The 12,339-nt window shown below is 62.1% G+C and carries 12 protein-coding genes; 3 read left to right on the forward strand and 9 right to left on the reverse strand.

Going from position 1 to position 12,339, the window contains the following annotated elements:
- Positions 1-3 precede the first annotated feature (3 nt).
- Together CRO46_RS15830 and CRO46_RS15835 are read left to right on the forward strand one after the other, a co-directional pair.
- The gene (locus tag CRO46_RS15830) at positions 4-1,368 is read left to right on the forward strand and encodes a formimidoylglutamate deiminase (protein WP_097108780.1); all 1,365 of its coding nucleotides are present in this window, start codon (positions 4-6) and stop codon (positions 1,366-1,368) included.
- Positions 1,365-2,066, forward strand: a complete 702-nt coding sequence (locus CRO46_RS15835) for a histidine utilization transcriptional repressor HutC (protein WP_244577926.1) — start codon at positions 1,365-1,367, stop codon at positions 2,064-2,066. Before CRO46_RS15830 ends, CRO46_RS15835 begins: the two co-directional genes overlap by 4 nt.
- A gap of 14 nt (positions 2,067-2,080) precedes the next feature.
- On the opposite strand, the gene CRO46_RS15840 is transcribed toward CRO46_RS15835, so the two are convergent.
- The 7 genes from CRO46_RS15840 to bcoG all read right to left on the reverse strand — a co-directional run bounded on the left by CRO46_RS15840 (position 2,081) and on the right by bcoG (position 9,742).
- Entirely contained in the window at positions 2,081-2,863 is a 783-nt protein-coding gene (locus CRO46_RS15840; RefSeq protein WP_097108781.1) for a carnitinyl-CoA dehydratase, read from the reverse strand.
- Complete coding sequence (locus CRO46_RS15845) at positions 2,860-4,932, reverse strand: acetate--CoA ligase family protein (RefSeq protein WP_097108782.1); 2,073 nt, start codon at positions 4,930-4,932, stop codon at positions 2,860-2,862. Before CRO46_RS15845 ends, CRO46_RS15840 begins: the two co-directional genes overlap by 4 nt.
- 95 nt (positions 4,933-5,027) lie before the next feature.
- A complete protein-coding gene (locus tag CRO46_RS15850) occupies positions 5,028-5,411 on the reverse strand; it encodes a hypothetical protein (RefSeq protein ID WP_097108783.1) in 384 nt (127 codons plus the stop codon).
- 24 nt (positions 5,412-5,435) lie between these two features.
- A complete protein-coding gene (locus tag CRO46_RS15855) occupies positions 5,436-6,599 on the reverse strand; it encodes an acyl-CoA dehydrogenase family protein (RefSeq protein WP_097108784.1) in 1,164 nt (387 codons plus the stop codon).
- A gap of 4 nt (positions 6,600-6,603) precedes the next feature.
- Positions 6,604-7,365 carry an SDR family oxidoreductase gene (locus tag CRO46_RS15860; protein WP_097108785.1) on the reverse strand — a complete coding sequence of 254 codons (762 nt, stop codon included), beginning with the start codon at positions 7,363-7,365 and terminating at the stop codon, positions 6,604-6,606.
- Between the two features lie 3 nt (positions 7,366-7,368).
- Entirely contained in the window at positions 7,369-8,802 is a 1,434-nt protein-coding gene (locus CRO46_RS15865; RefSeq protein ID WP_097108786.1) for a carnitine 3-dehydrogenase, read from the reverse strand.
- Between the two features lie 25 nt (positions 8,803-8,827).
- Complete coding sequence (gene bcoG, locus CRO46_RS15870) at positions 8,828-9,742, reverse strand: 3-dehydrocarnitine:acetyl-CoA trimethylamine transferase BcoG (RefSeq protein WP_097108787.1); 915 nt, start codon at positions 9,740-9,742, stop codon at positions 8,828-8,830.
- Between the two features lie 77 nt (positions 9,743-9,819).
- Between bcoG and CRO46_RS15875 the strand changes: the two genes are divergently transcribed.
- The gene (locus tag CRO46_RS15875) at positions 9,820-10,812 is read left to right on the forward strand and encodes a GlxA family transcriptional regulator (RefSeq protein WP_097108788.1); all 993 of its coding nucleotides are present in this window, start codon (positions 9,820-9,822) and stop codon (positions 10,810-10,812) included.
- 3 nt (positions 10,813-10,815) lie between these two features.
- Here the strand turns inward: CRO46_RS15875 and CRO46_RS15880 are convergent, their stop codons facing one another.
- Together CRO46_RS15880 and CRO46_RS15885 are read right to left on the reverse strand one after the other, a co-directional pair.
- Positions 10,816-11,598 carry an ABC transporter permease subunit gene (locus CRO46_RS15880; protein WP_097108789.1) on the reverse strand — a complete coding sequence of 261 codons (783 nt, stop codon included), beginning with the start codon at positions 11,596-11,598 and terminating at the stop codon, positions 10,816-10,818.
- Complete coding sequence (locus CRO46_RS15885; protein ID WP_097108790.1) at positions 11,598-12,329, reverse strand: ABC transporter permease; 732 nt, start codon at positions 12,327-12,329, stop codon at positions 11,598-11,600. Before CRO46_RS15885 ends, CRO46_RS15880 begins: the two co-directional genes overlap by 1 nt.
- Positions 12,330-12,339: the final 10 nt, after the last annotated feature.

The raw sequence follows: 12,339 nt of genomic DNA on the forward strand, positions 1-12,339 counted from the left end.
ACAATGACGATTGTCTGGGCTGAGAAAGCGTTGCTGGAAAGCGGCTGGGCCGAGAATGTGCGGATGGAAATCAACGCAGACGGCCTGATCAAAACCATCGAAACGAACGCTCAGGCAGAGGGACACAGAACCGGGATCCTGCTGCCCGCGCCGGCCAATTGCCACAGCCACGCGTTTCAGCGCGCCATGGCCGGGCTGACCGAGAAACGCGGGCCCGATGCTTCTGATTCATTCTGGACCTGGCGGCAGTTGATGTTCCGCTTTCTCGACCGGCTGACGCCGGAGCATGTCGAGGCAATTGCCGCTTTCGTGCAGATGGAAATGCTGGAAGCAGGCTACTCCGCCAATGTCGAGTTTCATTACCTGCACCATCAGCCCGGCGGCGTGCCCTACAGTAACATCGCTGAAATGGCCGAACGGATCGCAGCGGCCAGCGCCACCACCGGAATGGGGCTGACGCTGCTGCCGGTGCATTATCAGTATGGCGGCTGCGACAAGCGGGCGCTGGGGCCGGGACAGATCCGTTTCGGCAACACGCTTGACTCCTATGCCGAGCTGCATTCGAAATCCGCAGAAGCTCTGACTCCCCTTCCCTCAGACAGCCGCATCGGCGTGGCGCCACACAGCCTGCGCGCGATTGCGTCGGAGGACCTAGCCCATCATGCGGAGCTTGCGGGTACCAACCCGTTTCATATGCATTTGGCCGAGCAGATCGCCGAGGTCGAAGAAATCAAGGCGGCCCACGGCAAACGGCCTGTCGAGCTGGTGCTTGACACGATGGAGCTCGATGCGCGGCACTGTTTTATTCATTGCACCCAGATGCTCGGTCACGAGACAGAAGGGCTTGCCCGCAGCGGCGCAGTTGCCGGACTTTGCCCGATCACCGAATCCAGCCTCGGCGACGGTATCTTCGATGGCGTGCGCTGGTTCGAGAATGGCGGGTCGATTGCCATTGGCTCGGACTCCAATATCCGGATCTCGCTGTCGGAAGAGCTCAGGACTCTCGACTATTCTCAGCGCCTGCGGGATCACTCGCGCGCGGCGCTGGCGACACCGGAGAAATCGACCGGACGGCGACTGTTCGACGCAATCAACGCGGGCGGGGCAAGCGTTTCGGCGCGCGACAACGGGACGCTGGCAGTGGGCAAGCTCGCGGACATGATGGCACTCGACGCCGAGGCTGTGGATCTGATCGGCAGAAGCGGCGACACCATCCTTGATTGCTATATATTCGCCGGCGACGACCGGATGGTGGGAGAAGTCTGGTCGGCGGGACGTCACATGGTGACGGGCGGCAGACATGTGAAACGGGAGGCCATCGTCTCTGCCTATGCGAAGACGATGAAGGAGCTTGGAGAGGCTATTTGAGCGGGGGAGAATTCAACAGCTGGCAGTCGGTGCAGGCGGAGGTGCTGCGCCGGATCAATGCCCGCGAATGGAAACCGGGAGACTTCATTCCTAACGAGGCGGAGCTGGCGATCGAGTTCGGCTGTGCCAGAGCCACGGTCAACCGGGCGCTCAGGGCACTTGCCGAATCCGGACTGCTCGACCGCCGCCGAAAGGCCGGAACCCGGGTGGCGCTCAACCCGGTGCGTAAGGCGACGCTTGACATACCGGTGATCCGTTACGAGATCGAAAGCAAGGGCCAGACCTATCGTCATACCGTCCTGACGCAAGAACGGGCGGTGCCGCCGTCGGGCATTCGAGCCCGGATGCAGGTCGAACAGGGCGTCAAGCTGATCCATTTGGTGACCTTGCACCTGGCCGACGGCAAGCCCTATGTGTTTGGCGACCGCTGGATCAACCCGCAAGCCGTGCCCGGCATTGAAGCGGCCGATCTTACCGTCAAGAGCGCCAATGAATGGCTGGTGGCCAATATCCCGTTCGAAGGCGGTGACTTCTCGTTTTCCGCGATGACGGCAGGCAAGCGCGAAGCCGAGATCCTCGCCTGCAAGGAGGGCGAAGGCCTGTTCGTGATCGACCGCAGCACCTGGAACAAGGGCCTGGTGATCACCTCGGTGCGGCTGACCTTTGCACCGGGCTACCAGATGCACACCAAGATCTGAGCTGCGCCCTTGACCTACTTACCTTTCCAGACCGGATCGCGTTTTTCCGCAAAGGCGCGAAAGCCTTCCAGATTGTCTTCCGAGCCGTAGAGCGTGTCGACAGTTCTGAGCTGGCGTCTGGTGACCTTGTTCATGGTGTCCTGGAATTTCTCGCCCTCGGCCTCGCGCACCACCTCCTTGATCGCGGCGAAAACCAGGGGCGGACCGGAGGCAAGCAGTTCGGCCATTTTCCAGGCCTCGACCATCAGCCGATCAGCACTGTGGACGTGATTGACGAAGCCCCAGCGGTTGGCCTCCTGCGCATCAAGCCAGCGACCGGTGAACAGCATTTCCATGGCAATGTGGTAGGGGATGCGTTTTGGCAGCTTGATCGAGGCCGCATCGGCGACAGTGCCGGAGCGGATTTCGGGCAGCGCGAATGTGGCGTGGTCAGCGGCCAGAATGATGTCGCAGGACAGCGCGATTTCCAGTCCGCCGCCGCAGCAGATGCCGTTGACCGCACAGATCACCGGCTTGTTCATATGCGGCAGTTCCTGCAGACCGCCGAACCCGCCGACTCCGTAATCGCCATCGACCGCGTCGCCATCATTGGCGGCCTTCAAATCCCAGCCGGGGCAGAAGAACTTCTCACCCGCGCCGGTGAGGATCGCGACGCGAAGATCCGGGTTGTCGCGAAAATCGCGGAACACCTCGCCCAAGATCCGGCTGGCTGCCAAATCGACAGCATTGGCCTTGGGCCGGTCGAGCGTGACTTCCAGCACGTGGCCGACGGTTCTGGTTCTGACAGGTCCGGTCATAATGTGATTTCCTTGTTGTGGTCTGCTATATTGAGACGGATGAGCGCGTCGACGGCAACCGCATCACCAGCACGGGCGATGAGCGGATTGACTTCGAGTTCCAGCAGCCGGTCGCCATGGGCTTCCGCATAGGCGCAGATGGCCAGGACCGCATCGCTGAGCGCTTGGAGGTCGGCAGCAGGTTTGCCGCGATAACCTTCGAGCTGTCGGCCGATTCGCAGGCTTTTGAGTGCGGTTTCGATGTCCGCACGGGTGGCGGGGAGCAGCAGGCTTGCCGTATCGGCCAGCAATTCTGTCAGCACGCCACCGGCGCCGAGTGTGAGCAGGAAGATGCCGGTGGGGTCGCGGGTTATGCCGACAAGCACTTCCGCCAAACCACCCACGACCATCTCCTCGACCAGATAGCCGGTTGCGATGCCTCCCATCCGGTTTGCCGCCGCCATCAGAGACGCATGATCAACCAGGTTGAGCGCAACCAGGCCGGCATCGCTCTTGTGTGCCAATCCTGTGCCCTTCAGCGCCAGCGGCTGGTCAAGAGACTGAGCCTTCTGCATCACCTCGTCGAGCGAGAGAGCCGCGGCTGCGCGGGGAATCTTGAGGCCGAATCCGGAAAGTGCGGCTTTGGAAGCTGACTCGCTCAGGATCGAGGCTTTCGAGGGCACCTGTTCAGACAGCAGCAAAGGCTGCGGGGCCACCGCGTTCGTCTGTCCCGCTTCGATTGCAGCGGCGATGGCAGCGATGCCTTCGCTCATGCCGTGAAGCACCGCCACGCCCGCGTCCATGAATCGGCGGGTGAAGTGATCCGACATGTTCTCCGGCAGGCTGGCCAGAACGGCCACGCGGGCACCGGTTTCGGCCCTGGCAGCGATGATGGCGTCGACCGCGCATTGATAGCCTGACGGGTCGCAGCGATCTGCGCGCGGCATGTCGAGAATGAAGACAGTCAAGTCAAACGTCTCGGCCATAACGGTCGAGAAGACCCGGGTCATGCGCGGGACATCGCCCCAGATGAAGGTGTGGTAATCGAGCGGATTGGCGATGCTGACAATAGGTCCGAGTTCGGCCTTCAGGGCTGCTCGCTGGGAAGCGGCAAAATCTGTAAATTCAAGTTTGCTGCCGCTGCTCAGATCCGCCATCAGACTGGCCTCGCCACCCGAGCAACTGACCGAACAGATCGAGGCACCGGGCAGCGGGCCGAGCGAGTGCAGCAGCTTGAGCGTTTCAAGAAACACCGCGATGGTCTCGACCTCGATGATGCCGAGCCGCCTGAGCAACGCGGAGCCCGCCGCGGCATTGCCCGCGAGGGAGGCGGTGTGAGTCATGGTCGCCGCACGGGCCTTATCGGAGCGGCCGATCTTGATGGCGACCACCGGCTTGCGCCGCGCCCGTGCCTTGGCGGCAAAGGCTTCCAACGCACGGATGTCGCCAAACCCTTCGAGATAAAGGCCAATCGCCGTGACCCGGTCGTCATCCAGCAAGGACGCGGCGAGATCACTGGCGCCGGTCTGGGCCTGGTTGCCGGCGGCGATCACATAGGCAATCGGCAGTCCACGCGCCTGCATCGTCATGTTGATGGCGATGTTGGAGGATTGCGCGACAATGGCCACGCCGCTGTCGACCGCAAGACCGCCATGCTGATCGGGCCACAGCGTGACAGTGTCGAGATAGTTGATCAACCCGTAGCAGTTTGGCCCGAGGATCGGCATGGTGCCAGCCGCCTTGATCAGCCTTGCCTGCAGATCCGCCCCGCCGGTGGTTTCGTTCTCGCTTTCCAAAAACCCGGAGGCAAAGCAGGTCGCACCGCCCGCCCCCATCGCGCTCAAGCGCTCGACCACCTCTATTGTCGCATCGCGATTGACGCCGATGAAGCTGGCGTCGGGTGCGGCGGGCAGGTCGTCGATGGAAGCGAGGCAAGGCACGCCGAGAATGTCGGCGCGCTTCGGGTTGACCGGCCAGATGTGGCCATCAAAACCGGATTTCTTCAGTTGCGTCACCACATTGGCGGCCCAGCCGCCGCCGAACAGTGCGATGGATCGGGGCCGCAACAGGCGGGAGAGATCGCGGGTCATGGGATGGCGTACACTTAATCGTCACCACGCTGGGAAAGGCTATTGGACAATATGAGTCGCAGGATCAAAAGGCTTTGCCCGGATCCCGACCCGGTTTAACGATGCTTTACCTTGCGCTTCCATTTTCTGATGTCAGCATTGCAGAAGGCCACCTGCCGCTTGTGCGACTTGCTCTTGATCTCACTCGTCATCCCCCGCCTCTGTTTGTCGTGGGTTGCTTTCATCTGACTGTTCTTCATTCCGCTCGAAAGCAGCAGCTTGCGCCCTTTTGCTGCCGGTCCCCTGAAGAAAGCGACGTCTTTGTCATAGCCTCCAACCAATCTGTTGCAGAGTTTGGCGGACACTTCTCCGACGAGGGCAGCGATGTAGGAGTTGGCCACGTGCCGCGGCGTATTCTCAACGGTTTGTGCGAGCGAGTGTGGTGTGGCCGCGAGACAGAACATAATCGACAGCGCGATGGTGTATCTGGTGAGCTTCACTTGATTTTCCCCTCCAACTTGTCATCAGGCCCCGAAAGGCCGCAGCAGTGCGCGCGAAATGATGTGACGCTGGATTTCCGATGTGCCTTCCCAGATGCGTTCGATGCGGGCATCGCGCCAGATGCGTTCAAGCGGCAGCTCGTCCATCAGCCCCATGCCGCCATGGATCTGGATGGCCTCGTCGGCGACCATGGCGAGCATCTCGGTGGCCTTGAGCTTGGCCATGGCCATGTCGGCATCTGTCACCGTTCCCTGGTCGAACTTCCAGCCGGCTTCCATGATCATCAGTTCTGCGGCCTTCATCTCCATCGCCATGTCGGCGAGCTTGAAGGACACGCCCTGGAACTTGCCGATCGGCTGGCCAAACTGCTCGCGCGTCGCTGCCCATTCGACCGAATGCCGAAAAGCACGGTCGGCGCGGCCAAGGCAGGTGGCGCCGACCTGCAGCCTTGTGGCGCCGAGCCAGGTGTTGGCGACCTCGAAGCCCTTGTGGACTTCGCCGAGCACGTTTTCGGCCGGGATGCGGCAATTGTCGAATTCGAGGACGGCGTTGGTGTAGCCGCGATGCGAGACATTGCGGTAGCCATCGCGAACCGCATAGCCCGGCGTGTCCTTGTCGACGAAGAAGGCGGTGATCAGCTTCTTGCGTCCGCGCGGTGTGTCTTCCTCGCCGGTGGCCATGAAGGCGATGGTAAAATCGGCGATATCGGCGTGGGAGATGAAGTGCTTGGTGCCGTTGAGCACCCAGTTGCTGCCGTCCTGTTTGGCCGTCGCCTTCATGCCGCGCAGATCGGACCCTGCCCCAGGCTCGGTCATGGCCAGGCAATCCCATTTTTCGCCGGCGACGCAAGGCTCGAGATACTTCGCGCGCTGCTCGGGCGTGCCGGCGCAGAGAATGTTGGAGGGGCGAGCGACGCAGGTCCAGTGCAGCGCGTAATTGGCGCGGCCGAGTTCCTTCTCGTAAAGCAGCCAAGTGAGCGTATCGAGACCGGCGCCGCCGAATTCTTCCGGGATGTTGGCGGCGTAAAGCCCGGCGGCGATGGCCTTTCGCTGGAGCTCGCGCACCAGATCCATGTCGAGATGGCCGCTGCGCTCAACCTCGGCTTCGTGCGGATAGAGTTCATTTTCGACGAAAGCCCGCGTGGTCTCGACGATCATCTCCTGTTCCTGGGTCAGTCCGAAATTCATTGTCCTACACCTTCGGGTCGGGGTTTTCAGTATGGCCGTCAACGGGGATCACCTGGCCGGACACCAGTCGCGCGCCATCGGACGCCAGGAATGCGGCCATGTTGGCGACGTCCTGGGCGGTAACGAACGCGCGCATCGAGACACCGGCCTCGTAGCCTGCCCGGATAATATCCGGCGTTGTCCCCTTGGCTTTCGCCTCGCGTTCGATAACGCCGTTAATGCGGGGGCCTTCAACGCAGCCTGGCGCAATCGCATTGGCGCGGATGCCATAGGGTCCGAGTTCCATGGCCAGCGTCTTCATCAGACCGATTACCGCCCATTTGGCCGCCGAATAGGGGGACCGGTTGGGAAAGCCGTTGATGCCGGCATTGGACGAGGTGATCAAGATCACGCCGGATTGCTGCGCCTTCATGATCGGAGCGGCGAACTTTGCGGCCAGGAATGCGCCTTCGAGATTGACCGCCAGGCAACGGCGGAAATCTTCCGGTTCGACGTCCTCGACGAGGGCGGTGGGACCGGCAATGCCGGCATTGGCACAAACCACATCGATACCGCCCCACTCGTCAGAGATGCGGGTGAAGACCGCTTGCATGTGCTCCGGATCGCTGGCGTCGCCTGTCATTTTCAGCCAGTTGCCGGGGCATTGCGCCAGCGCCTCTCCGTCCATGTCGGTGACAAGCACGCGCGCGCCTTCTGCGGCAAAGGTCGTTGCCATCGCCTTGCCGATGCCCGATCCGCCACCGGTGATGAGAACCCGCCTGCCCATTGTCTAGTCCCGCATGCTGGCGGGTTTGGGCAGTTTCGACTGGGCTTCACCCAGAGCCGTGATCCTTTCCAGAACCTCCCCTTCCGGCTCGCAGGTGCGCCGGGTTTCAAGTGAAACATGCAGAAGCAGCTGGTTGCAGGTCGCCAGCAGCTCATCATCCGTGGTGCGGATCATCTCGTGATAAAGCCGCAGCTTCTTGCCGCGTGCCTCGAGCACCTGGGTGCGGACATGGATCACGTCGCCGAGATGGGTTTCATTGATATAGGAGATCTCGTTGGAGACGGTGAAATATGACAACCCGCTGGCGATATAATCCGGGTCGGCACCAACCATGTGCATCACCACGTCGCCGGCATCGGAAAACACCTGGCCGTAGCGGCTTTCATTCATGTGGCCGTTGTAGTCCATCCAGTCGATGGGAATGACGCGGGACAGCGTTTCAAGCGGCTTGTCAATGGCGGTCGGCAGCGGCGGCTTGTTGCGCGCGTCCTGAGCATTCAGCAGTTCGCCTGCCCCCCAGTTGCGGCCTTTCAGGGCACGCATCATGGCCACCAGATTGTCGTCGCGGATGCGCTCGAGTTCGCGGATCGAATGCATGCCTGACTGCGCGTCCGACTGATCGGCGATCATGTCCGTCAGCTCAGCGGTGAGTTCCGGAACATCCATCAGTTTGGTCCAGGGCCATGAAAGGCAGGGGCCGAACTGCGCGATGAAATGGCGCATGCCGGCCTCGCCACCGGCGATGCGGTAGGTCTCGAACAGGCCCATCTGGGCCCAGCGCATGCCGAAGCCGAAACGGATGACGTCGTCGATTTCCTGGGTGGTGGCGATGCCGTCCTTGATCAGCCACAGCGCCTCGCGCCAGACCGCTTCAAGAAAGCGGTCGGCAATATGGGCGTCGATTTCCTTGCGCACGATGAGCGGCTTCATGCCGATGCCGTCGAGCACCTCCTTGGCGCGCTCAACCGTTTGCTGGACTCCGACAAGCTCGATGACCGGTAACAGGTAGACGGGATTGAAAGGGTGGGCGACGAAGATCTGCTCCGGCCTTGCCGCACCCTGCTGCAACTCGGAAGGCTTGAAGCCGGAGGTCGACGAGCCGATCAGCGCATCGGTGCGGCAATGGGCCTGGATCTCGGCAAAGACCTTGTGCTTGATATCGAGGCGCTCGGGCGCGCTTTCCTGGATCCAGTCCGCACCGGCCACCGCCTCGGCAAGCGAGGTGGCAAAGCGCAGCTTGCCTTCCTTCGGGACCGTCACATCCGACAGGGCCGGCAAGGATCGCCTTGCATTGGCCAGGACTTCGCCAACCTTGCGCTCGACTTCCGGGTCCGGGTCGGAGACGACCACGTCCCAGCCGTTCAACAGGAAGCGTGCGGCCCAGCCACCGCCAATGACGCCGCCGCCAATGATGGCAGCAGTTTTGGTCTCACTCATGAGTTACGGCCCTCCCAGACGGCATTCAATTGGACGAAGGCGCACGCTTGGTCAGGTTGAGACGTTCGCGGACTTCCTGCGGGCCGATGACTCGTGCCCCCATGTTCTCGACAATCGTGACGGCGCGCTCCACCAGTTGCGCATTGGTGGCAAGCTGCCCCTTCCCGAGCCAGAGATTGTCCTCAAGGCCAACACGGACATTGCCGCCGGCCAGAACTGCGGCTGCGACATAGGCCATCTGGTTGCGGCCGAGCGAAAAGGCCGACCAGTTCCAGTCGTCAGGCACATTGTTGACCATCGCCATGAAGGTATTGAGATCATCCGGCGCGCCCCAGGGCACCCCCATGCAGAGCTGCACAAGCGCGTCGGGCGCGAGCACGCCTTCCTTGACCAGTTCCTTGGCGAACCAGAGATGGCCGGTGTCAAAAGCCTCGATCTCCGGCTTGACGCCAAGCTCAGTCATCATGCCGCCCATGGCGCGCAACATGCCGGGCGTGTTGGTCATGACGTAATCGGCCTCGGCGAAATTCATCGTACCGCAATCGAGCGTGCAGATTTCGGGCAAGCATTCGCGGATGTGGGCCACGCGCTCGGTCGCGCCGACCATGTCGGTTCCGGCAACCGGCGGCAACGGAGATTCTGTTCCGCCAAGGGTGAGGTCACCGCCCATGCCGGCGGTCAGATTGAGAACAACATCAACCTCGGCATCGCGGATGCGGTCGGTCACCTCTCGGTAGAGCGCCACATCGCGGCGTGGCGTCCCGGTTTCAGGATCGCGCACATGGCAGTGCACAATCGCCGCACCAGCCTTCGCGGCATCGATTGCTGAATTGGCAATCTGCTCGGGTGAGCGCGGCACATGCGGGCTGCGATCCTGGGTGGAGCCGGAGCCGGTGACGGCGCAGGTGATGAAAACCTCGCGATTCATGGTCAGGGGCATGCGGTCAATCCTCCTTTTGATGATTGCGCAATGATGACTGTCTTGCCGCGACACGTGTTTCATTTTACGAAGAATACATGACACAAAGCGAAGCCCTTTCGGCGCTTTCGAAACTGCGCCCGCCGATCAGTGTCGATCTGCTGATTGTTCCGGGATCGTCGATGATGACGGTATCAAGCTCGGTCGAACCGCTCCGCTCAGCAAACCGGCAGGCCGGCCGCATGGTCTTCGACTGGCGTTTTGTTTCGTTCGACGGGGATCCGCCGGAAACGTCATCGGGGATCCGTCTGCCTGTCTCCGGACGACACCTGCCCTCTTCCAGGTGTGAGATTCTCGTCGTTGTCGCCGGCTATGGTGCTGCGCAGATGACGGATCGCAGGCTGATTGCCCATCTCTACAGAACGGCGCGGCAGGCAAGATTTGTCGTCGGCGTCGAATCGGGCCCCTGGCTGCTGGCGCGCACCGGACTTCTCGATGACCATCGGGCAGCGACCCATTGGGAGGATTTCGAGGAATTCGCCGCAGCTTTTCCGAATGTCGATCTGCGCCCCGACCGCTATGTCGTCGACGGCCGTTTCATCACCACCTCCGGGGCATCGCCGACTTTCGACCTGATGGTCGACGTGGTGCGGCAGGTGCTTGGACATCCGGCTGCGCTGGATGTGGCGAGCAGTTTCGTTCACGACGATCTGCGTGCAGCAAGCGATGCGCAGGTCAACGTCACGCTGGGCGATACCCATCATGATCCCCGCCTGGTGCGGGCCATCCGGATCATGGAAACCCATATCGATGCGCCGCTGAGCATCGCGGCGATTGCAAAACGGGTGTCAATGTCGGCCCGCGGGCTGGAACAGCTTTTCACCCGGCAACTGGGGCAGACACCGGGAAGCTATTTCCTCTCGCTCAGACTGGCCGCCGCACGGCGTCTTGTCGACAACACGCGCCTGACCATGACCGACATCGCATCGAGAACCGGGTTCTCCTCCCAATCGGCGCTGTCGCGCGCATTCAACCGTCAGTTCGGTGTCACGCCGACGTTGAGCCGAAAGAGCCGGTCCAGCGTTGCCTGAAGATCAGCTGCCCTTGACCGGAACCCTGGCCTCGAGCCAGCGGAATGCAAGAACAAGCACACCGGTCAGCAGCATGTAGATCAGCGCCAGCAGCAGGAGCGGCTCATAGGTCAGATATGTGTCCTGGCGAACCCGCGAAATGATGGCATAGACGTCAACCACGGTGATGGTTGCGACCAGCGGTGTGGCCTTGAGCTGCAAGACTGTCTCGCCGGCCAGCGTCGGCAGCGCCCGGTGGATGGCGCGGGGCAGCCAGATGCGGCGGAACACGGTGAAGCGCGACATGCCGTAGGCACGCCCGGCCTCGAGCTCGCCCCTGGGAACACCGGCAAAGGCCCCGCGTATCACCTCGCCCTCGTATCCGGCAAAAGACATGGTCAGCGCCAGCACTCCGTAAGGCCAAGCCGAACGGAGATAGGGCCAGGCCCAGGACTGGCGGACTTCGGGCCAGTAGGCGAACAGCGAACCGAGGCCATAATAGAGCAACCACAATTGCAACAGCAGCGGCGTGCCGCGGATTACGGTGCAGAAGGCCCTTGCAGGTGCTGCAAGCCACACCGGACCGGCAGCCTGTGCCAGACCCAGCGGAAGCGCGATCAGAAAGCCCAGCACCGAGGTCAGCAACAGCAGCCACAGCGTAGTGCCGACACCCGAGACGAGCTTTCCGGAATAGCGCGGCAACCAGTCCCAGCGCATGTTGTATGCGGCGAACAGCACGATGGCGACCGCAATTGCCATCAGCACCAGGCGGTGCGGTTCGTTCCAGCGTCTTTGCTCAGGGCTCATCAGCGCACCGCCGGGATACCGCGGCGGGCGTGGCGCTCGATAAGTCGGATGACGACATTGGAAAGCAGTGTCACCATCAGATAGAGGAGTCCTGCGGCGCAGAAGAACAGGAAATAGGACTTGGTGGTGCCACCCGCCTGCCGGGTGACCAGTGTCAGTTCGGCGACCCCAACGACGGCCAGCAGGGCCGTGTCCTTGGTGGCGATCAGCCAGAGGTTGGAAAGGCCCGGCACGGCATGGGGCAGCATGCCCGGAAGCGTGATGCGGCGCAGAACCTGCAGCGGCGACATGCCGTAGGCGCGCGCGGCTTCGGTTTCGCCGTGAGGCACCGCCTTGAAGGCTCCGCGCAGAACTTCGGTCTGATAGGCGCCCTGCACCACACCGATGACGAAGATGCCGGCTGCAAGCCCGCTGATATCAACGCGTTCGGCGCCAAGCAGGATCATGATCTGGTTGAGCGCGTCGGTTCCGGCGTAATAGAGCAGCAGAATGAGAACCAGTTCCGGCACCGCGCGCACCAGAGTGGTGTAGACATCGAGAATATCGCGCAGGATCGGGCCGCCATAGAGCTTGCCGGTGGCGCCTCCGACGCCGATCAGAAAGCCCAGAAGATAGCCGCCGACTGCCACCTGCAGGGACACCGCCAGGCCCCTGAGCAGCACGCCGCCCCAGCCGGGTGGTTCAAGCGCCAGCAATTCCCAGGCGGCAAGGCCTGCGATCCAGTCAATCATGTGAAGCAGC

This window comes from Parahoeflea halophila (assembly GCF_900220985.1).
In the GTDB taxonomy this organism is placed as follows: Bacteria; Pseudomonadota; Alphaproteobacteria; order Rhizobiales; family Rhizobiaceae; genus Hoeflea; species Hoeflea halophila.

Excerpts from the sequence above, each read along its gene's own strand:
- CRO46_RS15830 (WP_097108780.1), top strand. The coding sequence starts at position 4 with ATGACGATTGTCTGGGCTGAGAAAGCGTTGCTGGAAAGCGGCTGGGCC.
- CRO46_RS15840 (WP_097108781.1), bottom strand. The coding sequence starts at position 2,863 with ATGACCGGACCTGTCAGAACCAGAACCGTCGGCCACGTGCTGGAAGTC.
- CRO46_RS15845 (WP_097108782.1), bottom strand. The coding sequence starts at position 4,932 with ATGACCCGCGATCTCTCCCGCCTGTTGCGGCCCCGATCCATCGCACTG.
- CRO46_RS15855 (WP_097108784.1), bottom strand. The coding sequence starts at position 6,599 with ATGAATTTCGGACTGACCCAGGAACAGGAGATGATCGTCGAGACCACG.
- CRO46_RS15860 (WP_097108785.1), bottom strand. The coding sequence starts at position 7,365 with ATGGGCAGGCGGGTTCTCATCACCGGTGGCGGATCGGGCATCGGCAAG.
- CRO46_RS15865 (WP_097108786.1), bottom strand. The coding sequence starts at position 8,802 with ATGAGTGAGACCAAAACTGCTGCCATCATTGGCGGCGGCGTCATTGGC.
- bcoG (WP_097108787.1), bottom strand. The coding sequence starts at position 9,742 with ATGCCCCTGACCATGAATCGCGAGGTTTTCATCACCTGCGCCGTCACC.
- CRO46_RS15875 (WP_097108788.1), top strand. The coding sequence starts at position 9,820 with ATGACACAAAGCGAAGCCCTTTCGGCGCTTTCGAAACTGCGCCCGCCG.
- CRO46_RS15880 (WP_097108789.1), bottom strand. The coding sequence starts at position 11,598 with ATGAGCCCTGAGCAAAGACGCTGGAACGAACCGCACCGCCTGGTGCTG.
- CRO46_RS15885 (WP_097108790.1), bottom strand. The coding sequence starts at position 12,329 with ATGATTGACTGGATCGCAGGCCTTGCCGCCTGGGAATTGCTGGCGCTT.